A 26,207-nucleotide genomic window follows, 5' to 3' on the forward strand; every position below is an offset into this window, starting at 1 on the left:
GAGAAAATAAAGAAGCGAAAAGCTATCGTCATATTATTCAATAGCCTTTCGCTTCTCTTTCTTTTTGTATTTTTTCAGACATACGTTGTAATAACGTCTAATCCATTCTCAATGAACAGAACACTTAAAATAAAAATCAGCTTACATACACAATTTTGTAATTGACATTGTTCTATCGAGACATTTGTCAGCTTTTTAAGAACCATAAGCTCTACGCAGTCGCCTCCGCTTTTCTATTCACATATTTCTTCTGTATTGCCCGCCAATTTGGTAGAGGGTGTTGGTGATTTGGCCGAGACTTGCGACTTTGACGGTTTCCATAAGCTCGGCGAAAATATTGCCTCCTGAAACCGCGGTTTGCTTTAATTTTTCCAGTGCGGTTTCCGCTTCTGCTTTGTGGCGGGCCTGGAAATCACGCAAATTTTTGATCTGCAAATCTTTTTCTTCCTTTGTTGCGCGTGCAAGCTGCATATTGTTCAGCTCGTCCTCGCTTTTCGGGTTTGGATTCAGGAAGGTGTTGACGCCGATAATCGGAAGGGCGCCGGAATGCTTTCTGACCTCGTATTCCATGGACTCTTCCTGAATTTTCCCTCTCTGATACTGGGTCTCCATTGCGCCGAGTACCCCGCCGCGGTCATTGATACGCTCAAATTCCTCCAAAACGGCGGCTTCGACAAGGTCTGTCAGTTCTTCAATGATAAATGAACCTTGCAGCGGATTTTCATTTTTCGACAATCCGTGCTCTTTTGTAATAATCAGCTGAATCGCCATCGCGCGGCGCACCGATTCCTCGGTCGGTGTCGTAATCGCTTCATCATATGCATTGGTATGGAGCGAATTGCAATGATCCTGAAGGGCCATCAGCGCCTGCAGCGTCGTGCGGATATCATTGAAATCAATTTCCTGTGCATGGAGCGACCGGCCGGATGTCTGAATATGGTACTTCAGCTTCTGGCTCCGCTCATTCGCCCCGTATAAATCGCGCATCACAACCGCCCAGATTCTTCTTGCAACACGCCCGATCACCGTGTATTCCGGATCAAGCCCGTTCGAGAAAAAGAATGAAAGGTTCGGGGCAAAATCATCCACCTTCATGCCCCTTCCTAAATAATACTCAACATACGTGAAACCGTTTGCGAGCGTAAACGCAAGCTGGGAAATCGGATTCGCGCCCGCTTCTGCGATATGGTATCCGGAAATGGAGACTGAATAATAATTGCGCACTTGATGGTCAATAAAATACTGCTGGATATCGCCCATCATCCGGAGCGCAAATTCAGTTGAAAAAATGCATGTATTCTGGCCCTGGTCTTCTTTTAAAATATCTGCCTGCACGGTGCCCCTGACCGTCTGCAGCGTCTTTTCGCGCACCTCCGTAAATTCCTCCACGGTTAAAACGCGCCCGAGTTCCGCTTCTTTCTGTTTCACCTGCTGGTCAATCGCCGTATTCATGAACATGGCCAGAATGACCGGTGCCGGGCCGTTAATCGTCATGGATACAGAAGTCGAAGGCGCACAAAGGTCGAAACCCGCATACAGTTTTTTCATATCATCGAGCGTACACACACTTACCCCTGACTCGCCGACTTTTCCGTAAATATCCGGTCGTTCGTCCGGATCTTCGCCGTACAGCGTCACCGAGTCAAAAGCCGTGCTGAGCCGCTTTGCCGGATCATCTTTTGATAAATAATGGAAGCGCCGGTTTGTCCGTTCCGGTGTCCCTTCCCCCGCAAACTGCCGCTTCGGATCTTCTTCCTTTCGCTTAAACGGGAAAACACCGGCCGTAAAAGGAAATGCTCCTGGCACATTTTCTTTATACAGCCATTTTAAAATTTCGCCCTTATCTTCCCAATCCGGCAGCGCCACTTTCGGGATCGGCAGCCCGGACAAGCTTGTTGTTCTAATCCTGGTTGTGATTTCTTTATTGCGGATTTTGACAGTGACAGTTTCCCCGCTGTATTTTTGCTTAACATCCGGCCAGCTTTTCAAAAGGGTTTTCGATTCTTCTGTCAGTCCTTTTTCCGCTTCCGCACGAAGCGCTTCAAGCGATGCGATCACATCCTCTGCTGCCCTGGACTCCTTTGCGGCCATAATGGCGCCTTCCAGTTGAAACATTCTCCGTGCGAGCGTTGCCTGCGCCTCCGCCTTTTTATGGTACCGGCGGGCGGTTTCCGCAATTTCTCGCAAGTAATGGCTGCGGCTTGCCGGAATAATTGTATGCCGGTTTCCCTGTTCCTGTTTCTTCGAAAAAGACGGGCGAAAAGCCGTTCCGCTCTTTTCATTGATTTTTTCCATCAGGGCGCCATATAAGGCGTTCGTGCCCGGATCATGAAACTGGCTGGCAATCGTACCGTACACCGGCATCTCATCCGGACTTTGGCCAAACAGCAGATGGCTCCGCTGGTACTGCTTTTGCACCTGCTTTTTCGCGTCCTCTGAACCTTTGCGCTCAAATTTGTTTATGACAATGAGGTCCGCATAATCGATCATGTCAATTTTTTCAAGCTGGGAAGGCGCCCCGAATTCGCTCGTCATCACATACATTGCGACATCGGAAATATTCGTGATTTCGGCATCCCCCTGGCCGATTCCGCTTGTTTCGATCAAAATCAAATCAAAGCCGGCAGCCTTTACAATCCGGATAGCATCATGAATGGCAAGAGAAAGTTCGGAACGGGATGCCCTTGTAGCCAGGCTCCGCATAAATACATTCGGATGAAAAATCGCATTCATCCGGATCCGGTCGCCAAGCAATGCGCCCCCCGTTTTTTGCTTCGTCGGGTCGACCGAAAGAACGGCAATTTTACTTTCCGGATGGTCATGCAAAAAGCGGCGGATCAGTTCATCTGTCAAGGAACTCTTTCCCGCTCCCCCGGTACCGGTTATGCCCACGACCGGCGCTTTCTTCACGGCCGGAATGGCAGATTCAAGGGCAGCAAGCGCCTCCTGATGGTTCAAATGGTTCTCGGCATAAGAAATCAGTCTGGCAACAGAACTGATCCGCCCTTCGCTTAAGCGCCCGGCTTCTTTGGCAAAATCCGCTTCCGTTACCGTCGGGTGGTCGCACTCCCGGAGCATCATATTGATCATGCCCTGAAGGCCGAGCTTTCTGCCGTCCTCCGGTGAAAAAATACGCGCGATCCCGTAGTCATGCAGTTCTTTCATCTCACGCGGGATGATGACGCCCCCTCCCCCGCCGTAAATGCGGATCCCGGAGGCGCCGTTTTCCTGCAGCAAATCATACATATACTTGAAAAACTCAAGATGCCCTCCCTGATAGGAAGAAACGGCAATACCCTGGACATCTTCCTGAATCGCCGCCTGGACAATTTCTCGTGCCGAGCGGTTGTGGCCGAGATGGATGACTTCCGCGCCGCTTGCCTGCAAAATCCTCCGCATAATGTTGATGGAAGCATCGTGGCCGTCAAACAAACTGGACGCTGTGACAAAACGGACCGCATGTTTCGGGCGGTAAACCTCTGTTTCAGCCATCATATCCCCCTTGTCTTCATCAGGATTGGAACTTAAAACGCATGAATGAACCCCGGGATGGAAAAACGGAAATGGCGCCAAAAATTTATGCCATCATACCCCTTGTCTCAAGGCCGGAAAACAGCAAATGGGTTTGCAGACGGATATAATCCTCAATTGTAAACTTCTTTTTAAATGCCCAGCGGCGGAAAGCCCACATTTCACCCTGGACAAAAATATTATGGGCGAGCATCTCAATCTCTTTTTCTTCCAGATCAAGTTCGCCGTTTTCCGCACATCTTTTAATCATTTTTTCAAATATGCCGACCATTTCCATTTCCTTTTTTAATACGTAAGGCAGTGCTTCTTTTGTCAGTGATTTTGCTTCCTGGTACATGACAAGCACTTCATCCTGCAGTTCATCAACAATCCGGAAATAATGGGCAATTGCGAGTTTCAAACTTTCAAGCGTCCCCTGGCCGGCATCAATGCGCAGCAGCCTGTCGCGCACTTCATCATAAATCCGGTCGCACACCAAATAGAGGACATCCTCTTTTGCCCGGATATATTCGTAAAGCGTCCCGATGCTAAAGCCGGATTTTTTGGCAATTTCCCTCGTTGTCGTCCGGTGGAACCCCTTTTCCTTAAAAAGCGCGACGGCGGCATTGATCATTTGGTTTCTGCGCTTTTCAATCAGCCTTTCGTCCCTGACCGATGCCGGCACAAACTTTTTTTGGCTCACAAACGGCCTCCCCTCTCCGTCAGTCCCTTGTCAGCATTCTTGAAATGACAAGCCGCTGGATTTCCTGCGTCCCTTCGTAAATTTGCGTAATTTTGGCATCGCGCATGAACCGCTCAACCGGATAATCTTTTGTATAACCGTAGCCGCCAAAAATCTGCACGGCTTCTGTTGTGACTTTCATCGCCGTATCGCCGGCAAATAGTTTGGACATGGCAGATTCTTTCCCGTACGGCAGCCCGTTTGACTCAAGCCAGGCCGCCTGGTACGTTAACAGCCTTGCCGCTTCGACTGCAGTGGCCATGTCGGCGAGTTTGAAAGACACGCCCTGGTTTGCTGCGATCGGTTTGCCGAACTGTTTCCGCTCTTTCGCATAAGCTGCAGCCGCATCGAGCGCGCCCTGGGCAATGCCGACTGCCTGGGCTGCAATGCCGTTGCGCCCGCCGTCCAGCGTCATCATCGCGATTTTAAAGCCCTGTCCTTCTTCCCCCAGCCGGTTTTCTGCCGGCACCATGACATTGTCAAAAATGATTTCCGTTGTGGTGGAAGCCCGGATGCCCATTTTCTTTTCCTTTTTGCCGGTTGAAAACCCGGGAAAATCTTTTTCAATGATAAATGCGCTTGTACCATGGTGTTTGCTTTTCGGATCGGTGAGGGCAAACACGATGTAAATATCCGCCACGCCGCCGTTTGTAATGAAAATTTTGGAACCATTTAAAACATAATGGTCTCCTTCACGCCTGGCCGTTGTCACCATCGCGCCCGCATCAGAACCCGACCCCGGCTCCGTCAAGCCGTACGCGCCGATTTTTTCCCCGCGGGCAAGCGGAACGAGGTATTTCTGTTTTTGTTCTTCTGTGCCGAATTTAAACAGCGGCCAGCTGGCAAGGGAAGTATGTGCCGAGAGGGTCACGCCGGTTGAGGCGCACACACGCGACAGCTCTTCCACCGCGATGCAGTATGCCAGAAAATCGCTCCCGATCCCGCCGTACTGCTCCGGCCATGGAATCCCGGTCAGGCCAAGCGCCGCCATCCGGTCAAAGATGCCACGGTCAAACCGTTCGTTCTCATCGCGTTCCGCTGCTGTCGGCGCTACTTCCTTCACGGCAAAATCGCGTACCATTTTCCGGATCATTTCATGTTCTTCACTTAAACGAAAGTCCATTTTTCTGCCTCCAATTTTTTTATCCAAGACAACTTAAAGCCTTTTCTCCCGCAATAATTGATTGCTGATCACGATTCTTTGGATTTCACTTGTCCCTTCATAAATTTGCGTAATTTTCGCATCGCGCATGAACCGTTCAACCGGATAGTCTTTCGTGTATCCATATCCGCCGAAAATCTGAACGGCTTCAATCGCTGTATCAACAGCTGTTTGGGAAGCGAGCAGTTTGGCCATCGCCGCTTCTTTTTTGCAGCCCAGGCCGTTGCTCCGCAAAAAGGCTGACCGGTAGACAAGCAGTTTGCTGGCTTCGATGTTTGTTGCCATGTCGGCAAGTTTAAAACCGGTACCCTCAAATGCGTGGATGGGTTTTCCGAACTGGCGCCGGTTTTTTGCGTATTGAAGTGCCAGTTCATAGGCGCCTTCCGCAATCCCGAGGGCCTGTGCCGCGATCCCGATCCGGCCGGCATCCAGCACCGCCATTGCGATCTTAAACCCTTCCCCTTCTTCCCCCAGCCGGTTCTCAGCCGGAACCTGGAGATTTTCAAAGTGAAGCTGGACAGTTTTTGACCCGTGCAGCCCCATTTTTTTCTCATCCTTGCCGGTCCGGAAACCCGGCATGGTCTTTTCAATAATGAAAGCGGTGATGTTGCCGTCTTCCGTGCGGGCAAATACAATATACGTATCCGCCTCGCCGCCGTTTGTAATGAACATTTTTGAACCATTGAGCACATAATGCCCGCCCTGTTTTACCGCTTTTGTTTTTAAATTCTTCGCATCCGACCCCGCCTCGGCTTCCGTCAGGCAAAAAGCCCCCAGGTATTCCCCGCTTGCAAGCTTTGGCAAATATTTTTGTTTTTGCGCTTCACTTCCGAAATATAAAATCGGCGCGGTCCCGACGGATGAATGGACGGAAAGGATGACGCCAATGGTCGCGCTGGCTTTGGAAATTTCATGAACAGCTATAACGTATGCAGTAAAATCCAGCCCCGCACCGCCGTATGTTTCCGGAATGGTGATGCCCATCAGACCGAGGGTTGCCATTTTTCCAAGTATTTCACGCGGGAACATGCCGCGCTCCATGTCGCCCATAGCCGGCAAAATTTCTTTTTCTGCAAAATCCCGTACGGTTTTCCTTAGCAAAAGCTGTTCTTCCGTAAACTGAAAATCCATGATCAGGTCCCCTTTTTTGGGTGGTCATACACGTTGAAGTTTTATTGCACTTCAATCATGACGGCATCGCCCTGGCCGCCACCGGAGCAGATGGCTGCGATCCCGGTCCCGCCGCCGCGCCGTTTCAGTTCGTATGCAAGGGTTAAAATAATGCGCGTGCCGCTTGCACCGATCGGATGGCCTAACGCAACCGCGCCGCCGTTTACATTCACCTTATCCAAATCGAGCTGTGCGATTTTGCTGCTGGCAAGGGCCACAGCGGCAAATGCTTCATTGATTTCAAACAAATCAATGTCATCAAGCTTTCTTCCTGTTTTTTTCAGGATTTCGTTGATCACAAGCCCCGGCGTCTGCGGAAAATGCTGCGCCTCCACCGCCACTTCCGCATGCGCCACAATCTTTGCAAGCGGCTTCAACCCTGCTTTTGCAGCCCGTTCAGCGCTCATTAAAACAAGTGCAGCCGCCCCGTCATTCACACCCGGAGCATTGCCGGCCGTGATGGTGCCGTCTTTGTCGAAAGCAGGCGGCAGCTGGGACAGTTTTTCAAGCGTCGTATCCGCGCGCGGCGGCTCATCCTGTTCAACAAGCAGTGCAGAACCTTTTCTTTGCGGGATTTCTACCGGAACAATTTCTTCGGCAAACTTGCCGGAATGGATCGCTTCCAATGCTTTCTGGTGGCTTCTTAATGCCCAGCGGTCCTGAAAATCGCGGGTCAGCCCGAACGCTTCCGCCGTGCGGTTTCCGTATGTGCCCATATGGACGCCGGAAAATGCGCAGATGAGTCCGTCATGGGTCATCATGTCTTTCAGCTGGACATCGCCCATTTTCAATCCCCATCTTGCCTTGGGCAGGAAGTAAGGGGCGTTTGACATCGACTCCATCCCGCCGGCTACAATGACTTCCCCGTCTCCCAAACGGATGATCTGATCCGCCATGGTCACGCTCCTCATGCCGGAAGCACACACTTTATTCACCGTTTCCGTTTTGACTTCCCACGGAATGCCGGCGTGCCTTGCCGCCTGCCGGGATGGGAGCTGCCCCTGGCCGCCCTGTAGGACATTCCCCATAATCACTTCATTTACTTCCCCGTTTTCAACGCCCGCTTTTTCCAATGCATGCCGGATCGCAATCCCGCCTAACGCGGACGCCGGAAGTGCAGCCAGTTTTCCCCCGAATTTCCCAAATGGCGTACGCGCCCCGTCGATGATCACCGTGTTCAACCATCTTCTCCCCTTTTACAATGGATTTATGATAAGCGCCGGCCATTTGCGCGAACGCTAATCATCGTTCATTCATCGTTCCTTTGCCATTCGTTGCTAAAATTGTGGCGAGCCTCGTATGAACGAAAAGCGCCTCCCAATCGAGCGAACGCTCAATCATCGTTTAATCATGGCCCTTTTGCCATTCGCTACTAAAAACAGCAGTAAAGTCTTGTTATACTGCGTGATTTATTTAAAAGCGCCAGCAATCTGCATGAACGCTTACATTCCTAACACCCTTTGTGATCTGCCGCAAAAAAGCGGCGGAGAACCAACCCAAACTTTTACATATCCCGTTCTCCGCCGTTTTTGCGCAGATGATTTGCCGGTTTAAAATCTACCATGATCTGCTTTTCCTGCCGAGCATCCCGTTTTGCGGCGGCATCACCCGCTTAAGAAACTGCATCCGTCTGCCCCGGCGCCCCGCAGACCGAACGTTCAAGTATTTCGGCGACATCCAGGGTTTTCACGGTGTCTTCCACTTCTTTCGCTTTTGTACCGTCAGACAGCATTGTCAGGCAGTACGGGCATTCCGTGCTGATGACTGTCGGATTCACGGCAAGCGCCTGTTCAGTCCGCGCCACATTAATCCGGTGCCCGGTATCTTCTTCCGTCCACATTAACCCGCCGCCGGCCCCGCAGCACATCGCGGTTTCACGGTTCCGTTCCATTTCCACAAGCTTTACGCCCGGGATCATTTTTAAAATGTCACGCGGCTGGTTATAAATGTCATTGTACCTGCCGAGGTAGCAGGAGTCATGAAAGGTAACCGTTTCATTGACTTCGTACTTCGGCTTTAAGCGTCCTTCTTTCAGCAGCTCATAAAGCACTTCGGTGTGATGGTACACTTCCCCTTCAAAACCAAAATCTTTATATTCTTTCTTAAACGTATTGTATGCATGCGGATCGATCGTCACAATTTTTTTCACGCCGTTCTTTTCAAACTCGGCGATGTTCTGGCCGGCCAGTTCCTGGAACAAAAATTCATTGCCAAGCCTGCGTGCTGTATCTCCGGAGTTTTTCTCCTTGTTGCCGAGAATGGCGAATTTCACACCCGCTTCATTCAGCAGTTTCGCAAACGACTGCGCGATTTTTTGGCTGCGGCTGTCGTAAGACCCCATTGATCCGACCCAGAATAAATACTCGAATTCCTCATCCGATTTTTTCATTTCTTTGACCGTCTTGACCTCGATATCTTCGCGCCCTTCACGCCACGACTCGCGCTCTTTCCGGTTCAGCCCCCAAGGATTGCCCTGGCGTTCAATATTTTGGATTGCCCGCTGTGCATCTGGTTTCATTTTTCCTTCGGTCAAAACGAGATAGCGCCGCAAATCAATGATTTTATCGACATGTTCATTCATAACCGGGCACTGGTCTTCGCAATTCCGGCAAGTCGTGCATGCCCAGATCTCTTCTTCGGTAATGACATCGCCGATCAGGCTCGGATTGTAATCAAGCGCTACAGCTGCCTCTTCTGCCCCACGGGTTGCACTCTCCCGGGCGAGCCGGTTCCCTGTCGTGTTGGCAAAAGCAAATGCCGGAACCCACGGTGCTTTGGACGTAACGGCCGCGCCGTAATTGGTCAGATGGTCCCTCAATTTAATGATCAAGTCCATCGGTGAAAGCATTTTTCCTGTTCCGGTTGCCGGGCACATATTCGTGCAGCGGCCGCACTCCACACAGGCGTAAAGATCGACAAGCTGAAGCTGCGTGAAGTCCTCGATTTTCCCGACGCCGAAACTTTCCTGCGATTCGTCTTCAAAATCGATCGCCCGTAATTTCCCGGTATCCCCGAGCCGGTTCAGATACACATTCGCAGGCCCTGCAATCAAATGGGCGTGCTTCGACTGCGGGATATAGACAAGGAAAGTAAGCAGAAGCAACAGATGGATCCACCATGCCACGTAAAACACAACGGCCGCCGCGGTGGGCCCGATCCAATGAAAGGCGGCTGCAATCCCGGCTGCCACCGGTTCCGTCCATGAAGGCTCCTCAAAGTGCCAAATGATTTCCATACCGCCCCCGACCAGGACAGAAACCATTAGCCCGCCGATAAAGATGAGCACAAGCCCCGCTTTAAAATCGCGTTTTAAGCGGACGAGCTTCTCAATGTAGCGGCGGTAAAACGCCCAGCCGACCGCAAATAAAATCACGAGCGTGACGATTTCCTGAAAGAAAGTAAATCCGGGGTAAAGCGGCCCGAGCGGCAAGTGCGAACCCGGCGCAAGCCCCTTCCATATGAAATCAATTGCGCCGAACTGGACGAGAATAAACCCGTAAAACATCATCACATGGATGGCGCCGCTCTTTTTATCCTTGAGCAGTTTTTTCTGCCCGAAAACGTATACCCATATTTTTTTGAGCCGCGCCTTGACATTGTTGTCGAATTCCTGTTTTTTCCCCAATTTGATATACTGGATCCTTGTCCTTACCAAATACGCAAAAAGGCCAATGCCGTAAGCGGTTACAGACAGAAACAACAACCAGTTTAACCATAATAAGATGTGCATTTTTCTCCCGACGCTCCCTTCGTTCATTCGTGCTCGCACAAAAAAGCAGATAATTTTCCGAATCTTGCTTACCTATATTATATAATGAATGAGCATTCAGTCAATCCTTTTTTCTTTATTTTTTTGAATTTCTTTGTGCCTGTTTCCGGCTTTTGTAAGTAGAATCGGCCGCATTTGGGAAAGAATAAAGACATGGACTCGACCACGAAAAAAATCGATTGAAGCGGGGAAAAAAGATATGATTTTGCTCTTATTCCTTTCTGCCGTCATAGTACTCATCATCTGGCTTTTCACCGATTACACGCTTGGAAAAAGGCATTTCCGCAAAACTCGCAAACAGCGCCAATATCCCGTACGGCACGGAGATTTTACTGTTTTTACATGCGGAGAAAATCTGTTTCCCCACTACTTTTCCGATATCCTGCATGCCAAAAAAAGCATATACGTCCTGTTTTATATTGTAAAAAATGATGAAATCAGCCGTGAATTTTTCAGCCTGCTCGCAAAAAAAGCGCGCGAAGGGAAAGAAGTAAAAGTATTGCTCGATTGGGCGGGCAGCCGGAAGGTCAAAAAACAGATGATTGCACAGCTGAAAAACGCTGGCGTCTCGTTTGCCTTCAGCAACCGGCCGAAGTTCCCTTTTTTCTTTTACACGCTCCAGCAGCGGAACCACCGGAAAATAACCGTCATTGACGGGGAGACAGGCTATCTTGGCGGTTTCAATGTGGGGAAGGATTATATCGATGGCAACAAGTCGCTTTCTCCTTGGCGAGATTACCATTTCCGCTTAACCGGCGGAAGTATCCGCGACTTGCAGCAGGAATTTATCAGAAACTGGGAAACGGCTACAGGCGAAAAAATGCCATTTGAAACGCCAATCTCTCCCGAGGAGGAGAAAAGCGGATGCCGCCACCGGATCATCCCGACTGCGGGCGATGAGCTTGAACGCCTGGTTTGCAGCCTGATTGAGGAAGCCCGCGAATCGATTTTTATCGGTTCCCCCTACTTTATCCCGACTCCGGCCATCCACAAAAAACTGGTACAGGCTTTAGCGCGCGGCGTAAACGTTACAGTGCTCGTCCCAGATAAAGCGGACCATCCGCTTGTCAAAGAGGCCGCAAGCCGCTATTTCCGGCAGCTGCTTGAAAATGGCGCAGACATTTATTTGTTCAAGCCCGGATTTTATCACGCGAAAATTATGATCATTGACCGGACCGTCTGCAATATTGGAACGGCTAATTTTGACCGGCGCAGTGCCCGTTTAAACTTTGAAGTCAACTGCCTTGTATACGACAATGTGTTTATCCAAAAAATGTGCGCGGTCGTGAAGGATGATATGCGCCACGCTGCCCCTCTTACATCAGACGGCCTGAACCGCCCCGGATTGGCAACGAGGCTGGCCGAATGGGGTGTGAGGGCAATTGAAGGATTTTTGTGATGAAAAAGCCGGCTCTGGGCCAGTCGGCGCAATCAGGAAAATATTGCCTTCCGGAAGACCGGAGACACTGCGAGGGATGATGGGTGCTTGGCCGGCCTTGAATACCATCTTGCGGGCTGTAACGCATTTTGTTGCCCAGTAAATTTACCACACGTTGACTGAAAAAAGCACTGAACCCCGGGCTATCTTGCTGCCTGTATCCCAATTTGCTTTTCTTACACCCGGCGGCAATCGGCCACCGGCTTACGGAAAAGCCGGTCCCTGGGACACTGAACTGAAACACCATCTTAATAAAAAAAGCCGCCCTGAACCCGGAAACGGATGAGGACGGCTTTTGTCTTTACATTTTTTCAGGTGCGGAAACGCCGATCAGCTGGAGCGCGTTTTTCAGCGTAATTTGCACGGCCTTCACGAGGGCAAGGCGCGCTTTGGTGGCGTCCGCATGCGCCGGCTCGATCACTTTCACAGCATTGTAAAAGCTGTGGAAGTTGGCGGCAAGTTCGTTAATATAATTTGTAATGCGGTGCGGGATCCGCTTTTCGGCCGCATCAGCAATCACCTGCGGGAATTCTCCGAGCTTTTTCAGGACATCCGTTTCCTTTTCAGACCGGATCACGGAAAAATCGGCGCCTGTATCCGGCACAAACCCTTTTTCTTCCGCCTGGCGCAAAATACTGCAAATACGGGCATGGGCATATTGCGCATAGTAAACCGGGTTTTCATTGGACTCTGAAACGGCAAGATCAAGGTCAAAGTCCAAATGCGTATCCGAGCTTCTCATCGCAAAGAAGTACCGGGTTGCATCAAGCCCGACTTCGTCAATGAGTTCACGCATCGTGACCGCTTTCCCAGTCCGCTTGCTCATTTTCATTTTTTCGCCGTTTTTATACAAGTGAACAAGCTGGATGATCTCCACTTCAAGATTGCCGCTGTTATAGCCGAGCGCTTCCATTGCCGCTTTCATCCGCGGGATATAGCCGTGGTGGTCAGCGCCCCAAATATTAATCACCGTATCGAAGCCGCGGTCAAATTTGTCTTTATGGTAAGCAATATCCGGGGTCAAGTACGTGTAAGTCCCATCGTTTTTGATGAGCACGCGGTCTTTGTCGTCGCCGAAAGCCGTCGAGCGGAACCACGTTGCCCCGTCCTTTTCATAAATATGGCCTTTTTCGCGCATCAGTGTCAGCATTTCGTCAATTTTTCCGCTCTTATAAAGAGACGTTTCCGAATACCAGACATCAAAACGAACGCGGAAGTCTTCAAGGTCTTTTTTCAGTTTCGCCATCTCGTAATCGAGGCCGTACTGGCGGAAAAATTCGTAGCGCGTTTTTTCATCCGCGTCCACAAATTTCCGGCCGTATTCATCGGCAAGTTTTTTTCCAAGGTCAATAATATCCTGGCCGTAATAGCCATCTGCCGGCATTTCCTTTTCCATCCCGAGCGCCTGGAAGTAGCGCGCTTCGACTGACAAGGCCAGATTGTGGATCTGGTTGCCGGCATCGTTAATATAGTATTCACGGGTCACCTCATACCCTGCTTTTTCAAGAATATTGCACAGTGAATCCCCGACAGCGGCGCCGCGCGCATGTCCGAGGTGAAGATCACCGGTCGGGTTCGCCGATACGAATTCAACCTGGATTTTTTTGCCCCTGCCGGCATCTGAACGGCCGTAATCCGCACCATCGTGAAGGATAGAAGGGATCAGCCGGGTCAAATACGTATTGTCCAAATAAAAATTAATAAAGCCGGGGCCTGCGATTTCCACTTTTTCAATCGACGTTTTCGATTTGTCGATATGTTCGACAATCGCTTCCGCAATCTGGCGCGGCGCTTTTTTTGCCGCACGCGCAAGCTGCATGGCAATGTTTGCGGCATAATCGCCGTGCGCTTTTTCTTTTGGCTTTTCCAGCACAATAGCCGGAATATCCGCTTCCGCAACCAAGCCGGTCTTCATCACCGCTTCTTTGATTTCCGTTTTCAGCGTTTCCTGCATTTGTTCCGCAATGTTCATTTTGCTGCTTGTACCTCCTCATAATGGATCTTCATTTTATATGTACTGACCGAACCCCCATGCATATAAAGCCTGTATCCGAGGGAAAGCTGCCCAGAAAGCGGGCCTGTGCGCGTGTGCACAATCTCATCTGCCGCCGCTTCAATCGGGAATTGGCCATAGCCGTTTTCGTAAGTCCCCGGGCGCCTTGTCCCGGCACGCAAATCAAGCCGCATGGAGACCGCACCGCTTCTCAATACAAGCGCCCTTCCGCTTGCCATTTTGACAACCGTATAAATTTTGCCGGCTTCCTGCACTTCCTCGTACTTTAAATAGGCCGAACCGCCTTTTTCGTAATAATGGCCGAACAAAACCAGTTCGATTTTTTCCGCTTCTTCCTGGAAAATCTCCGTGGTCATATGTATTTTTACAGGGCAAGAAACGGTTTCCCCCGCCATTTTCCCACATCCTTTATTTCATCCATTATAACCTTTCCGGCGGAAAAATAATATGGTAACTCTCCTCATTTTATCATATATAATGGAGCTGCTATCCCGCAAGCTTAACTTTAAAAACCCGGCACCCGCCCCCGCAGCCGGTGCCGGGTTTTCCGTTACTTCACCCAGCCGAGCATCATTTCGCGCACGAGCTTGCTAGCCGTATTGGCTGTTTGCTCGGAATGATCATATACAGGTGCCACTTCAACAAGGTCACAACCAATGACATTCACGCCGGAACGGGCAATCACATGAATCGATGCCAGCAGTTCTTTTGAGGTGATCCCGCCGGCATCCACCGTCCCTGTCCCCGGCGCAAAAGCGGGATCGAGCACATCAATATCGACCGTCACATACACATGGCGGCCGGAAAGCGCCGGCAACACTTTTTTGAGCGGCTCAAGCACTTCAAACTTTGCGATATGCATGCCGTTTCTTTCCGCCCATTCAAATTCCTCTTTTAAGCCGGACCGGATACCGAATGAATACACATTCGCGGGCCCGATCAACTCCGCCGTTTTCCGGATCGGCGTAGCATGCGAAAGCGGCTCGCCTTCATAATCCGTGCGCAAATCGGTATGGGCATCAAAATGAATGACAGCGAGATCCGGGTATTTTTTGTAAACGGCGCGGATCACCGGCCATGTCACCAAATGCTCGCCGCCAAGGCCGAACGGAAATTTCCCGCCGTCGAGCAATGTCCCGACATAATTTTCAATCATATCAAGGCTTTTTTGCGGATTGCCGAACGGCAGCGGCATATCTCCGGCATCAAAATAGCTGATTTCAGCAAGTTCCCGGTCAAGATACGGGCTGTATTCTTCGAGCCCGATTGAAACTTCCCGGATGCGCCCCGGGCCGAACCGTGAACCCGGGCGGTAGCTGACTGTCCAGTCCATCGGCATGCCGTAAAGCACCACCCGGCTTTTTTCATAATCCGGGCTTGCCCCGATAAAAACATGGCCTGAATAAGCTTCGTCAAATCTCATCTTTTTCTCCTCTTTTTCACAATTTCGGACACATGGAAAAAGTATAGTGAAATTCCGAAAAAAAGCAAGAATCTTTTTACAGCGGGCCACCCTTCCCATCATCCTTTTTTCGGTTCCAGTGTTTAAAATTTCCTCTCTTACTAAATACTAAAGAAATAAGGAGAAAAAGAGGTGCGGATGATGGAGACACAGACAACACCAAAGATCCGGAAAGCCAAATGGGGCCTGCGCCTGATACTGTTTGCCCTGATTACTTTCGCCATCCTGCTGTCTGCCTTAACGGCAGCTGTCTATCTGTATGCAAAAATTCTCGGTCCGCCGCCGCTGTCCGTACCGCAATCAACGCTTTATTATGCACAAAACGGCAAACAAATCGGCGAGTCGAACAGCGGCCAGCAAAGATACTGGGTGCCGCTTGACGGCATCTCCGAAAACGCCATTGACGCGACCATTTCAATCGAAGACCGAAACTTTTACCATCACCACGGCTTTGATTACCGGCGCATAGCCGGGGCGGTCGCTGCCGATATGAAAGCAATGGGAAAGGTGCAGGGCGCAAGCACCATTACCCAGCAATACGCCCGCAACCTGTTTTTAACGCTTGATAAAACATGGGAAAGAAAATTAAAGGAAGCATTCTACACGGTCCGGCTCGAGTCCAGCTACAGCAAAGACCGGATTCTGGAAGGCTATTTAAATACGATCAATTACGGGCATGGAAAATACGGGATTGAAGCCGCAAGCCGGTACTATTTCGGGAAAAGCGCCAAACAGCTGACACTTGCCGAAGCCGCCATGCTTGCCGGGATTCCAAACGGACCCAGAGTCTACTCCCCTGTCATTTCGCCGGAAAAAGCGAAAAAACGGCAGCTTGCTGTTTTGCAATCGATGGTGAAAAACGGCTATATTACAAAAAAACAAGCAGCAGCAGCCGCCAATGAAACGGTAAAAATCATGCAAAAAGCGGATCCGGATACAAACCGGATCGCCCCTTATTTCCAGGACCTTGTGAAAAAACAGCTGAAAACAAAACTCGGGTTTGATGACCGGACGATTGCGCTCGGGGGATTAAAAGTATATACCACCCTTGATGTGAAGCAGCAAAAAATTGCCGAAGAAACAGTGAAGGAAATCATTCCGGCATCTTCGCAAATCCAGCTCGGTTTTGCGGCAATCAATCCGAAAAACGGCTTCGTAACCGCACTTACCGGGGGCCGCGATTATGCGGAAAGTTCCTTTAACCGCGCCACACAGGCAACGCGCCAGCCCGGTTCCACCATGAAGCCGCTCCTTTATTATGCTGCATTGAACCACGGATTCACGCCGGCAACGATGCTCAAAAGCGAACCGACCGTTTTCCGGCCGGGCGGATCTTCATACAGGCCGCATAATTTCAACAGCCAGTATGCCAATAGGGACATTACGATGATGCAGGCGCTCGCCGTTTCAGATAATATTTACGCCGTGAAAACCCATTTGCTGCTCGGGCAGGATGTGCTTGTCCAAACCGCAAAACAATTCGGCCTTACAACCCCAATGGAAAAAGTGCCGTCACTTGCGCTCGGCACATCCGGCGTGCACCTGCTCGATATGGTGAACGCCTACAGCCTGCTTGCAAACGGCGGCACTCAAAACGGGCCTGTTTTCATCACAAAAGTGGAAGATTATAAAGGCCGCGTCCTGTATGCATACGACAAACACGAGAAAGAACGGGTGTTGGACAAAGCGGCGGCGTTTGTCACCTCGCAAATGATGACCGGCATGTTTGACAAGCGCCTGAACGGCTATGCCCGTGTCACCGGCGCCTCCATTGTCAAAAACCTCACCCGCCCGTACGCCGGCAAATCCGGCTCCACCAACACGGACAGCTGGATGATCGGGTTTTCGCCCCAGCTTGTATCAGGCGTTTGGGTCGGATACGACAACGGGCAGGAAATCACGTTGGCCGCCGATAAAATGTACGCCAAAAAAATATGGGCCCGGTTTATGGAAAAGGCGCTTGACGGGCGCCCTGTAACGGAATTTAAGCCGCCCAAAGGCGTAACCGGTGTTGAAATCGATCCTGCCACCGGGAAAATCGCAACCGCTAACTGCCCGGTGGCAAGGCTGACATACTTTATATCCGGTACCGAACCGGCCGAGCCCTGCAGCAAACATCCCGCTGCAGGAGAAAATGAGTTGTACCCGAAAAAGCACCGGAACTGGCTTGAAAAACTGTTCCCGTTTTTTTAAAACAGCAAACAGAAAGGCCTGGCCGCTGTGCGGTCAGGCCTTTCCTGCTCCTTCAATGCATCGTGAAATTTCGGCCGGTTCCTTACGCAAAAATAAATGCGCGGGGTCAGGCCTTTAATGCTTCTTTCAATTCATCGCTGGATAAGTTCCACATCTCGCTGCTGTGGCCTTTTAAAAAGTCTGCCAGCACTTTTTTGGACCGGTCGTCCATATGGTCTACAATGATATGGCCCTTCATCGACTTGTCGAGGCGGTTGACATGTTCCGGCAGCGATTTGTAGCCGCGGCGTTTTTCCTTGTTGACCACCATTTCGCAGGCTGTCACCCCGTGATAATAAGGCCCTTTTTCGCCGCGTTCAATTGTCACCCACACAAGCCAGTACGGTTTTGCCCCCTCTTCCGGGACTTCCGAACGGTCGGGGAAAAATCTCACCCGTTTTTCCACGGCGCTCCTTGCATGCATCGCCCCAATATCGACAACCGCCGTGCCTTCATTGACATCAATGATCACCGGCGAGACATTTTCAAGGTTCAGCGCCCCGGTGCCAAAACTTTTATGGCCGTCAGTCGGCGCATTTTTAATAATATTAAATTCTGCTTTTTTCTTTTTTTCAGCCATCTTGCACATCCCCTTTCTCTCAATGGCAATCTATCCGAATACGGAAACAATGGTCTGGAATCCCTTCATAATCGACGGAACCGCACTGTTAAGCAGCGGCGAGATCGTATACCGGCCAAGCGGCGTGACCAAAAGGACCAGAAATACAACGATGCTGTACTGCTCGTACTGCGTCAATTTTGCCCGTACCCCCGGCGAAACCAAATCTTCTATGATCCGGTACCCGTCCAGCGGCGGAAGCGGAATTAAATTAAAAATAAACAATACGAGATTCAGCCAGACAAAATAATTGAAAAAGGAAAGGACAAACCATGGCAGGCCTGCGCCAAGCCCGGTTGCCACCAGCACATAAAAGATGATTTCCCCGATAAACGCCATCAAAAAATTGCTGGCAGGGCCCGCAAAAGATACCGCCACCCCTGTCAGGCGCGGATTTTTGAAATGGTAGCGGTTTACTGGGACAGGCCGCGCCCAGCCGAAGCCGGCGACAAAAATAAGCAGCGCGCCAAGCGGGTCAATATGCTGCGCCGGGTTCAATGTCAGCCGCCCCTCGCGTTTGGCAGTCGGGTCGCCGCACAAATAAGCTGTATAAGCATGGGAAAACTCATGGACGGTAAAAGCAATGATCAGCACCGCCGCGACAATCGGGATATCCCTTAACGGATATGCCAAAAACTGTTGTAATTGTTCCACGTACCGGTCTCCTTTAAAAACAATATATTGACTATAGTATACAAAATTTTCATTCGGTATTCACTTGTTTTAAAAGTGCCACTTGCAGGCGGGCAAAAAAGACTTTACAATTTTTAAATGAAAACATCCAAAAGGAGATGCACCATATGCCATATGTAACTGTCAAAATGCTGGAAGGCCGTACAGACGAACAAAAGAAAGCGCTGGTCGAAAAAGTAACGGCCGCGGTCAGCGAAACCGTAGGCGCCCCGAAAGAAAACATTACCGTTTTTATTGAAGAAATGTCAAAAAACCATTATGCTGTCGGCGGCGTCCGCAAAAGCGACGAATAAGGGAGAAAAAATCGCTAAGCCTGCTGGACGGGCCTGGCGATTTTTTTCAATTTTTCTATGTAATCGTACGCCTCGTTGATTTCCTCCTCTGTATAACGCTGCTTCGCTTTTAATGTAAAGATTTTCTCTTTTACTTCCTCTTTCGGAAGCGTGTCAAAATACATGACGGTTGAAACAAGTTCAAGGAAACGCGCATTTTGCCCGTTCATTTCTGCCAAGCACGCATCTAGCCCCGGCAGATCCGGTTCGTACATTTCCAGAAATTCCCGGCCTTCGTCTGTCACCGTATACCGGTATTGGACATATCCGCCTTTTTTCTCTTTTACTTCGTTTACAAACCCGAGATTGGTCAGTTCCTCTACTTTAAGCGTCAACTCTTCAGAATACGGGCCGTAAAAGTGGAACTCGAATTTTTCCTGAAACGGGAAGGATAACTTTTTCGCAATATAAATCATTTTTTGCAGCTTTTTACGCCCGACAATCTCTCCGCTTATGGCAAGCGCACCCATTATTTTCACATGATCTTCTAACACAAACCATTCACTCCTGACTAAATTTCCGAACTCCGGGGCAGTTTCAGCAAAGCGGCAATTTCCCTTTTCTTTTCCCCGTGTGTCGTTTCGTCTTCGATCAAATCAAGCGGAAAATACAATTTATGATCCGTTCTTCTTTTCCCCGAAATGGCGTCCACAATATCCGATTCCCTTGATAATTCCTTCAGGTCGCCGTTTCGCATCAGCAAATTGATCGGCAGCCGTTCCCCTTCCTCGCCCGGCCGGTAAAAATCGTACGGAAGGTCTGAAGACGAATCAATGACCAAATAATAGTTCGGGTCGATCCCGGCTTCTTCAAAAAGCTTTTCAAGCCGGCTGTGCACCTTAAATTCTTTTGCCGGGTCAAACTCAATGTATTTAAACAGATTCCGGTTTACAAAGCGGGCGCAAAGATCCCGCAAAACCGGGTCATCTTCTTCCTGCCAAACTTCAATATAATACAGCATGATGTGCTCATCCAGCTTTAAATAATCTCGCAGGGTAAGCCTGCCTTCAAAAAGCGATTGGAAATGGCTGGGCCCGTGTTTGAACGGATAACGGGCATCGTACAACGTTTTCGCGCGCTGCAAAATTTTTGTTAAAATCACTTCCGCACTTCTTGTCACCGGGTGGAAATACACTTGCCAGTACATTTGGTAACGGCTTAAAATGTAATCTTCGACCGCATGCATGCCGCTATATTTAAAAACGGCCTGGTCTTCATGCGGGCGCATGACGCGGAGCAGCCGTTCAATGTCAAAATGGCCGTAGCTGACCCCTGTATAGTACGCATCGCGCAGCAAATAATCCATCCGGTCCGCATCAAGCTGGCTTGAAATCAGGCTGACCACCAGCTTGTTTTCTGAAGTTTTCGCAATCACTTCCGCCACTTTTTTCGGGAAATTTCTGCCGACCCGCCGCAATACTTCATTGACTTCCGTCTCCCCGAGGATGATTTGCCTTGTAAACTCCTCATGGTCCATACCGAACACTTTTTCAAACGAATGGGAAAACGGGCCGTGGCCAAGATCGTGCAAAAGCGCAGCGCAAAGCGACAGCAGCCTGTCCTTTCCGTTCCAGTTCACCCGGTCTTTAAAAACATCATCTGTAATTCTCCTGACAATTTCATAGACGCCGAGCGAGTGGCTGAAACGGCTGTGTTCCGCCCCGTGGAAAGTCAGGTAAGTCGTGCCGAGCTGCCGGATCCGGCGCAAACGCTGGAACTCTTTTGTTCCGATCAAGTCCCAGATCACCCGGTCACGCACATGGACATAGCGGTGGACAGGGTCTTTAAACACTTTTTCCTCACTGAGCTTACGTTTGGCGTATTCCATGCTTTACCCTCTTCCTGATGTCGTAATTCTATTATACCGGGACAAGCCCGAGAAAAAAAGCTTGTTATATGCGGACGGGCAGCTTTTGGAAATGCCCGGGGGCTAATGAATACCCCCCGATGGAAGACCGCCTCTTTCGAAAATGCTTGATTTTGCCGTTTCTATAGGGGAACCAGCTTGTGGCGCTGCATTTTTTTAACACCGGCCGGGCGCGGTAAGCGTAAAACAGCGGCTCGCACCAGCTTTGACTCTGCACTTTTTAAACCGGCCAGGTGGTTGGAGAGCATTGGCGGTCTCCATGCCCACAGCTTGTGGCGCTGCACTTTTTAATTAGGAAACCCGTTCTTCTCTTGCCATATTTTCCAATCCCCGCCAGCGTGTGGCTGCGCTTTTTAAACCCCTTGCATTTATCCGTGCCCGGGCAGACGCTAACGGGGCTTTTTGGCTTCCCCCGTGTACCCGCCTGTCTGTGTTGTCGAAAGCAAAAATCCGTTTGCGCGCTAAAATTCTATTATTTTTTTACCATATTGGTATAAATTGCGTGTTTTTTGTCCATTCTCTTAGTACAAACAAAAAATTTACATTTGGGGGTAATGAGAATGAAATCACGCCAAGATGCGTGGAGCGAAGAAGATGATTTGTTGCTGGCGGAAACAGTGCTCCGCCACGTGCGCGAAGGAAGCACACAGCTGAATGCTTTTGAGGAAGTCGGCGATAAGCTGAACCGTACATCCGCCGCCTGCGGTTTCCGCTGGAATGCGGTTGTCCGCCATAATTACGAACAGGCGCTGCAGCTTGCAAAAAAACAGCGCAAACAACGCCAGCGCCTGCTTGGAAAAGACCAGGGCGGGAAAAAGAAACTGCTGTACCAGCCGCCGGTTCCAACACTCGAGGAAATTGGCGAAATGCCGCTTGCTGAATTTCCAGAACAACCGGCTCCGGACGGGGAAGAAGCTGAAAACGGCAGCCCGCAAGTTTCACAGCCGACCGAAAGCAACGGGGATATGAGCCTTGTCAAGGTCATCAGCTATCTGCAATACTTGAACAATACGCAATTCCAAAGCACGATTTTAAAAAGTGAGAATGCAAGATTGAAGCACGAAAACCAGGAATTGAAAAAGGAAACGGAAGAATTGAAAAAACGTGTCCAAGAGCTCGAAGAAGGTTCGGTTACCATGCAGGAAGACTACGAAACCTTGATGAAAATCATGAACCGCGCGAGAAAATACGTCCTTTTCGAAGAAGACGAAACCGGCGCGACTAAGTTCAAAATGGACCGCAACGGCAACCTCGAAAAGCTGGCAGAATAAGTTCCGGGCGAGCAAACAACAAAACCCATTGGGCGGTGCATGCTCAATGGGTTTTTGGCGTGCAAGCCGGCAATCTCCCGGCTTTTGTTGCATGAAAGGATAATTGGGACGTTCCCTAGGTGCCTTTTGGCTTTTAAGATGTTCTAAAGGACAGTTTGTTTGATTCACAGGCGCTTTTTGTCTTTTTGAGATGTTCTAAAAGACAGTTTGGACGATTTCCAGGTGCGTTTTGTCTTTTTGAGGTGTTCTAAAAGACAGTTTGGACGCTGTCAAGGTGTCTTTTGGCTTTTTGAGACGCTCTAAAGGACAATTGGCATGTCTCCCCAGCATCTTTTGTCTTTTTGAAACGTTCTAAAAGACAGTTTGGACGATTTCCAGGTGCGTTTTGGCTTTTTGAGATGTTCTAAAAGACAGTTTGGACGCTACCAAGGAGTCTTTTGTCTTTTTGAAACGCTCTAAAGGACAATTGGCATGTTTCCCCAGCATCTTTTGTCTTTTTGAAACGTTCTAAAGGACAGTTTGGACGATTTCCAGGTGCGTTTTGTCTTTTTGAGGTGTTCTAAAAGACAGTTTGGACGCTGTCAAGGTGTCTTTTGGCTTTTTGAGACGCTCTAAAGGACAATTGGCATGTCTCCCCAGCATCTTTTGTCTTTTTGAAACGTTATAAAGGACAGTTTGGATGATTTCCAGGTGCCTTTTGGCTTTTTGAGATGTTCTAAAAGACAGTTTGGACGCTACCAAGGTGTCTTTTGGCTTTTTGAGACGCTCTAAAGGACAATTGGCATGTCTCCCCAGCATCTTTTGTCTTTTTGAAACGTTCTAAGGGATAATTGGGCTGATTTCCAGATGCGTTTTGTCTTTTTGATCTACTCTAAAGGGCCAAAACACATGGCAGAGGCAGATCTTTTGTCCAATTGGAAATCCTAATTGGACAGTTTAACATGACCCGCTTGTTCTTTTGTCTAATTGAAACTTCTATCGGGGGTCGGTTTGGCTGACACGAATGTTTTTTGCCTTTTTGAAATGCTCCTAAAAGGAAAGTTTGGTCGCCGTCCAAGTGTCTTTTTGGATCCACGTCTTAAAAATGTTTTTCATTCGTTTTATGAAAGACAATGCCAACCCGCCGCGCTTCAAAATGTCTTTCATCCGCTTCATGAAGGATAAAACAGAGGCCATCACCGGCCCCAAATGTCCTTCATCCGCCCCATGAAGGACAAAACAATCTCACCACAACCTCCAAATGTCCTTCACTCGCCCGATGAAAGACAAAAACGGGCTACCGCCACTTTAAATTGTCCTTCATCCCGCACATGGAAGACAATGGACTCCGGCCACACCTCAAGAATGTCTTTCATCAGATCAAGGAATGGCCCATTATCATCCATTCTTTACAAAAACCGGGCGTTTCTTTCCAGCATGCGTTCATAATATTTGCCGTACCATTTTGTTTCCTGTTCCGAAAGCGGGCGGGACACAAGCCGGCTCCCCAGCGTCTTCAGCGTTTGCAAAAGCCGCATGAAAACGTCCTGGACCGTGAGTATTTCCTGTAAAAGCTCCGACAAAGAAGCCATCACTTCAGGACGGACACACGGGTATTGCAACTTTGTCTCCGCGCCCTGTTTTGCCCGCTCATAAAAATCCTGAACGAGTTCTGCCCTGTCGGCGCCGCTGCCCGTCACGCATAAATAAATCTGGACAGCCACCCCTCTCCTGACCCGCCGCTGGGAGATGCCGGCGAATTTTTTCCCGCCAATGCTCAAATCATAACTCCCCGGGCAGTACGAGCCTGCTATTTCCCCCGCTTCAATTACAACCGGAAAATCCGAAAACATCATTTGGACCAGCTTAAACATCGCTTCGTATCCGCGGTTGATATCCATCCCCTTTTCCGTATCCGGCATAACAAGCGAAATGTTCAGCACGCCCGTATCCAATACAACGGCAAGCCCGCCTGAATTACGGACAATATACCGAAATCCTCTATTTTTAAGAACAGCCAGCCCCTCCTCAAAAAAGGGCAATTTTGTATCCTGAATGCCCAGGCTGACGGTGTCGTGATGCACCCATGTCCGGACAACAGCCGGGGAGGCGTTTGCCCCTACAGAGGTGCACAATGTGTCGTCCATCGCAAATGACTGGGCCGCTTCAAACTGCGGGCCCAACCCGGACTGGTCCATCACCCGCCACTCGGGCTGCTTCAGCAATTGCAGCGCTTCTTCCATGTTGATCCTTCCCCCATTTATTTTACTACTATCATATCATGCCGGATTGACTACCAAAAAGCTACTCTCGAAACCCCTCTATTGGCAAGGATTCGAGAGCAGTGCTGAACCATCGGCTATCGCATGCCTTAGTAAAAATTGCCCCGGCTGCACATAAATTCCCAATACGATCAAATTCAGCCTTTTCCCTTTTCTCCCCAAATTCTTCCATTATAAAATGCCTTCCCTCCGGCCGTATAAAACATAAAAAAAGGTTTGGCATCATGCAAAAGCCAAACCAAAAGAAGGCAAGCACTCTAATCCCCGGCGCTTCCGGGGGGTGCAAGCCGGAAAAGAGGAGTCCCGGCCACATACCAAAGGCCATTTTCCCCCGCAATGTCCAACAGCTTTACTACTGTGCCGGCTGTTTGCCACTTTTCCGCTCATGCCGAATCATTGCGGCATGGATACACAGTTTTATTTCATTTTGTTAAAAAAATTACAATGCTGCCGGACGCGGACATTGCCGGCAATTTGCCTGCCGGGCTGCTCCCAAGGATCAACCCGCTCTCCTCCAAACTTTGTCCACCCAACAGCCGGAAGCCTGGCAACTCCCTTACAAACTTTGTGCCGCGGAAATCAAAGCCAAATGATAAACATCTTCCGCATTGCAGCCGCGCGACAAATCATTGACAGGCGCATTCAGCCCTTGCAAAATCGGGCCAACTGCCTCAAAACCGCCAAGACGCTGGGCCATTTTATAACCGATATTCCCCGCATCCAGATTTGGAAAAATAAACACGGTTGCATTGCCCTGAATCACGGAATCCGGCGCTTTCTTTTGTGCAACAGCCGGCACATACGCAGCATCAAACTGCATCTCGCCGTCCACCACAAGCTCCGGATCGCGTTCTTTTGCCAACCGGACAGCCTGCGCCACTTTCTCCGTCTCATCGGAATGGGCGGAGCCTTTTGTTGAAAAGCTCAGCATCGCAATCCTTGGTTCAATATCAAATGTCCGGGCAGTTTTTGCGCTCTCCGCGGCTGTTTCCGCCAAATCCTGGCTGTCCGGTGAAATATTGATTGCACAATCTGCGAAAACAAATTTCTCTTCGCCCCTCACCATAATGAAGACGCCGGAAACTTTTTTCACGCCCTGCTTTGTTTTAATGATCTGCAATGCCGGCCGGACTGTATCAGCCGTCGAATGGATGGCACCGCTTACCAGACCGTCCGCCTTTTTCAAATAGACAAGCATGGTGCCGAAATAATTGACGTCTTTTAATATTTGGCGCGCATCTTCCTCCGTCGCCTTGCCTTTTCTCCGTTCCACAAAAGCCTGCACCATTTCTTCAAAACCGGCATAGTCTTCCGGGTCATACACTGCAACGCCCTCGACGGAAACACCGATGTCCCGTGCTTTTGCCTGGATTTCGTCCTTGTTCCCGATTAAAACCGGCCGGATCACTTCATCGGATGCAAACCGTGAGACAGCTGTTAAAACTCTTTCATCCGAACTTTCCGGGAAAACAATCGTTTTGTTGTGCCCCCGCACTTTTTCTTTTATCCCGTCAAAAAATGTACTCACGCTCAACACTCCTCGTATAACGGTATCCATTTTAAGGATAATCCATTTTTCCGGAAAATCAAAGGCAAAAGAAGGCTTCTTTTAGACAATTTCGCGGCAGCCGTAATATTTTTTCCTTCTTCTAACCTGTGTTATAG

Annotated in this window: 20 protein-coding genes; 5 read left to right on the plus strand and 15 right to left on the minus strand. The window is 49.6% G+C overall.

Annotated elements, in window-relative coordinates; translation table 11 throughout:
- Positions 1-237: 237 nt before the first annotated feature.
- The 5 genes from icmF to NST20_RS15490 form a co-directional block, all read right to left on the minus strand.
- Positions 238-3,492, minus strand: a complete 3,255-nt coding sequence (gene icmF / locus NST20_RS15470; RefSeq protein ID WP_342399782.1) for a fused isobutyryl-CoA mutase/GTPase IcmF — start codon at positions 3,490-3,492, stop codon at positions 238-240.
- Positions 3,493-3,577: 85 nt separating this feature from the next.
- Positions 3,578-4,213 carry a TetR/AcrR family transcriptional regulator gene (locus NST20_RS15475; protein ID WP_019721034.1) on the minus strand — a complete coding sequence of 212 codons (636 nt, stop codon included), beginning with the start codon at positions 4,211-4,213 and terminating at the stop codon, positions 3,578-3,580.
- 19 nt (positions 4,214-4,232) lie between these two features.
- On the minus strand, positions 4,233-5,375 hold the full coding sequence (locus tag NST20_RS15480; protein WP_017550325.1) for an acyl-CoA dehydrogenase: 1,143 nt from the start codon (positions 5,373-5,375) through the stop codon (positions 4,233-4,235).
- A gap of 33 nt (positions 5,376-5,408) precedes the next feature.
- Positions 5,409-6,545, minus strand: coding sequence for an acyl-CoA dehydrogenase (locus tag NST20_RS15485; RefSeq protein WP_195850239.1), 1,137 nt, complete (start codon positions 6,543-6,545; stop codon positions 5,409-5,411).
- 41 nt (positions 6,546-6,586) lie between these two features.
- Positions 6,587-7,765, minus strand: coding sequence for an acetyl-CoA C-acetyltransferase (locus NST20_RS15490; protein WP_342399783.1), 1,179 nt, complete (start codon positions 7,763-7,765; stop codon positions 6,587-6,589).
- A 118-nt stretch (positions 7,766-7,883) separates the two neighbouring features.
- Between NST20_RS15490 and NST20_RS15495 the strand changes: the two genes are divergently transcribed.
- Positions 7,884-8,138 carry a hypothetical protein gene (locus tag NST20_RS15495; protein WP_342399784.1) on the plus strand — a complete coding sequence of 85 codons (255 nt, stop codon included), beginning with the start codon at positions 7,884-7,886 and terminating at the stop codon, positions 8,136-8,138.
- A gap of 58 nt (positions 8,139-8,196) precedes the next feature.
- Here NST20_RS15495 and NST20_RS15500 read toward each other — a convergent pair whose 3' ends face one another.
- On the minus strand, positions 8,197-10,341 hold the full coding sequence (locus tag NST20_RS15500; RefSeq protein ID WP_342399785.1) for a (Fe-S)-binding protein: 2,145 nt from the start codon (positions 10,339-10,341) through the stop codon (positions 8,197-8,199).
- Positions 10,342-10,552: 211 nt separating this feature from the next.
- Here NST20_RS15500 and cls point away from each other — a divergent pair, with 211 nt between their 5' ends.
- A complete protein-coding gene (gene cls, locus NST20_RS15505) occupies positions 10,553-11,752 on the plus strand; it encodes a cardiolipin synthase (RefSeq protein WP_342399786.1) in 1,200 nt (399 codons plus the stop codon).
- A 340-nt stretch (positions 11,753-12,092) separates the two neighbouring features.
- Here cls and argS read toward each other — a convergent pair whose 3' ends face one another.
- The 3 genes from argS to speB form a co-directional block, all read right to left on the minus strand.
- On the minus strand, positions 12,093-13,763 hold the full coding sequence (gene argS, locus NST20_RS15510; protein ID WP_013860769.1) for an arginine--tRNA ligase: 1,671 nt from the start codon (positions 13,761-13,763) through the stop codon (positions 12,093-12,095).
- Positions 13,760-14,200 carry a DUF1934 domain-containing protein gene (locus tag NST20_RS15515; protein ID WP_342399787.1) on the minus strand — a complete coding sequence of 147 codons (441 nt, stop codon included), beginning with the start codon at positions 14,198-14,200 and terminating at the stop codon, positions 13,760-13,762. The genes argS and NST20_RS15515 overlap by 4 nt, the downstream gene beginning before the upstream one ends.
- A gap of 155 nt (positions 14,201-14,355) precedes the next feature.
- A complete protein-coding gene (gene speB, locus NST20_RS15520; protein WP_342399788.1) occupies positions 14,356-15,228 on the minus strand; it encodes an agmatinase in 873 nt (290 codons plus the stop codon).
- A 180-nt stretch (positions 15,229-15,408) separates the two neighbouring features.
- Here speB and NST20_RS15525 point away from each other — a divergent pair, with 180 nt between their 5' ends.
- A complete protein-coding gene (locus NST20_RS15525) occupies positions 15,409-17,460 on the plus strand; it encodes a transglycosylase domain-containing protein (RefSeq protein WP_342399789.1) in 2,052 nt (683 codons plus the stop codon).
- 106 nt (positions 17,461-17,566) lie between these two features.
- Here the strand turns inward: NST20_RS15525 and NST20_RS15530 are convergent, their stop codons facing one another.
- The gene (locus NST20_RS15530; protein ID WP_342399790.1) at positions 17,567-18,079 is read right to left on the minus strand and encodes a YwhD family protein; all 513 of its coding nucleotides are present in this window, start codon (positions 18,077-18,079) and stop codon (positions 17,567-17,569) included.
- A gap of 30 nt (positions 18,080-18,109) precedes the next feature.
- Positions 18,110-18,772, minus strand: a complete 663-nt coding sequence (locus NST20_RS15535; RefSeq protein ID WP_342399791.1) for a site-2 protease family protein — start codon at positions 18,770-18,772, stop codon at positions 18,110-18,112.
- A 146-nt stretch (positions 18,773-18,918) separates the two neighbouring features.
- Here NST20_RS15535 and NST20_RS15540 point away from each other — a divergent pair, with 146 nt between their 5' ends.
- Positions 18,919-19,104 carry a 2-hydroxymuconate tautomerase gene (locus tag NST20_RS15540; RefSeq protein ID WP_013860775.1) on the plus strand — a complete coding sequence of 62 codons (186 nt, stop codon included), beginning with the start codon at positions 18,919-18,921 and terminating at the stop codon, positions 19,102-19,104.
- 14 nt (positions 19,105-19,118) lie between these two features.
- On the opposite strand, the gene NST20_RS15545 is transcribed toward NST20_RS15540, so the two are convergent.
- A complete protein-coding gene (locus NST20_RS15545) occupies positions 19,119-19,637 on the minus strand; it encodes a hypothetical protein (protein ID WP_019721043.1) in 519 nt (172 codons plus the stop codon).
- A gap of 17 nt (positions 19,638-19,654) precedes the next feature.
- Positions 19,655-20,971 (minus strand): HD domain-containing protein, encoded by a 1,317-nt coding sequence (locus tag NST20_RS15550; RefSeq protein ID WP_017552678.1) that lies wholly within the window; start codon positions 20,969-20,971, stop codon positions 19,655-19,657.
- A gap of 599 nt (positions 20,972-21,570) precedes the next feature.
- Between NST20_RS15550 and NST20_RS15555 the strand changes: the two genes are divergently transcribed.
- Complete coding sequence (locus NST20_RS15555; RefSeq protein WP_017550339.1) at positions 21,571-22,281, plus strand: RsfA family transcriptional regulator; 711 nt, start codon at positions 21,571-21,573, stop codon at positions 22,279-22,281.
- Positions 22,282-23,669: 1,388 nt separating this feature from the next.
- On the opposite strand, the gene NST20_RS15560 is transcribed toward NST20_RS15555, so the two are convergent.
- Positions 23,670-24,503 (minus strand): biotin/lipoate A/B protein ligase family protein, encoded by an 834-nt coding sequence (locus NST20_RS15560; protein WP_013860779.1) that lies wholly within the window; start codon positions 24,501-24,503, stop codon positions 23,670-23,672.
- 595 nt (positions 24,504-25,098) lie between these two features.
- Positions 25,099-26,100: a phosphate acetyltransferase gene (gene pta, locus NST20_RS15565; RefSeq protein ID WP_100228779.1), complete on the minus strand. Its 1,002-nt coding sequence runs from the start codon at positions 26,098-26,100 to the stop codon at positions 25,099-25,101.
- Positions 26,101-26,207 lie beyond the last annotated feature (107 nt).

The organism is Weizmannia sp. FSL W8-0676 (assembly GCF_038593015.1).
Classification (GTDB): domain Bacteria; phylum Bacillota; class Bacilli; order Bacillales; family Bacillaceae_C; genus Weizmannia; species Weizmannia coagulans.

Excerpts from the sequence above, each read along its gene's own strand:
- icmF (WP_342399782.1), bottom strand. The coding sequence starts at position 3,492 with ATGGCTGAAACAGAGGTTTACCGCCCGAAACATGCGGTCCGTTTTGTC.
- NST20_RS15480 (WP_017550325.1), bottom strand. The coding sequence starts at position 5,375 with ATGGACTTTCGTTTAAGTGAAGAACATGAAATGATCCGGAAAATGGTA.
- NST20_RS15485 (WP_195850239.1), bottom strand. The coding sequence starts at position 6,545 with ATGGATTTTCAGTTTACGGAAGAACAGCTTTTGCTAAGGAAAACCGTA.
- NST20_RS15495 (WP_342399784.1), top strand. The coding sequence starts at position 7,884 with ATGAACGAAAAGCGCCTCCCAATCGAGCGAACGCTCAATCATCGTTTA.
- NST20_RS15500 (WP_342399785.1), bottom strand. The coding sequence starts at position 10,341 with ATGAACGAAGGGAGCGTCGGGAGAAAAATGCACATCTTATTATGGTTA.
- cls (WP_342399786.1), top strand. The coding sequence starts at position 10,553 with ATGATTTTGCTCTTATTCCTTTCTGCCGTCATAGTACTCATCATCTGG.
- argS (WP_013860769.1), bottom strand. The coding sequence starts at position 13,763 with ATGAACATTGCGGAACAAATGCAGGAAACGCTGAAAACGGAAATCAAA.
- NST20_RS15515 (WP_342399787.1), bottom strand. The coding sequence starts at position 14,200 with ATGGCGGGGGAAACCGTTTCTTGCCCTGTAAAAATACATATGACCACG.
- speB (WP_342399788.1), bottom strand. The coding sequence starts at position 15,228 with ATGAGATTTGACGAAGCTTATTCAGGCCATGTTTTTATCGGGGCAAGC.
- NST20_RS15525 (WP_342399789.1), top strand. The coding sequence starts at position 15,409 with ATGGAGACACAGACAACACCAAAGATCCGGAAAGCCAAATGGGGCCTG.
- NST20_RS15530 (WP_342399790.1), bottom strand. The coding sequence starts at position 18,079 with ATGGCTGAAAAAAAGAAAAAAGCAGAATTTAATATTATTAAAAATGCG.
- NST20_RS15540 (WP_013860775.1), top strand. The coding sequence starts at position 18,919 with ATGCCATATGTAACTGTCAAAATGCTGGAAGGCCGTACAGACGAACAA.
- NST20_RS15550 (WP_017552678.1), bottom strand. The coding sequence starts at position 20,971 with ATGGAATACGCCAAACGTAAGCTCAGTGAGGAAAAAGTGTTTAAAGAC.
- NST20_RS15555 (WP_017550339.1), top strand. The coding sequence starts at position 21,571 with ATGAAATCACGCCAAGATGCGTGGAGCGAAGAAGATGATTTGTTGCTG.
- NST20_RS15560 (WP_013860779.1), bottom strand. The coding sequence starts at position 24,503 with ATGGAAGAAGCGCTGCAATTGCTGAAGCAGCCCGAGTGGCGGGTGATG.
- pta (WP_100228779.1), bottom strand. The coding sequence starts at position 26,100 with ATGGATACCGTTATACGAGGAGTGTTGAGCGTGAGTACATTTTTTGAC.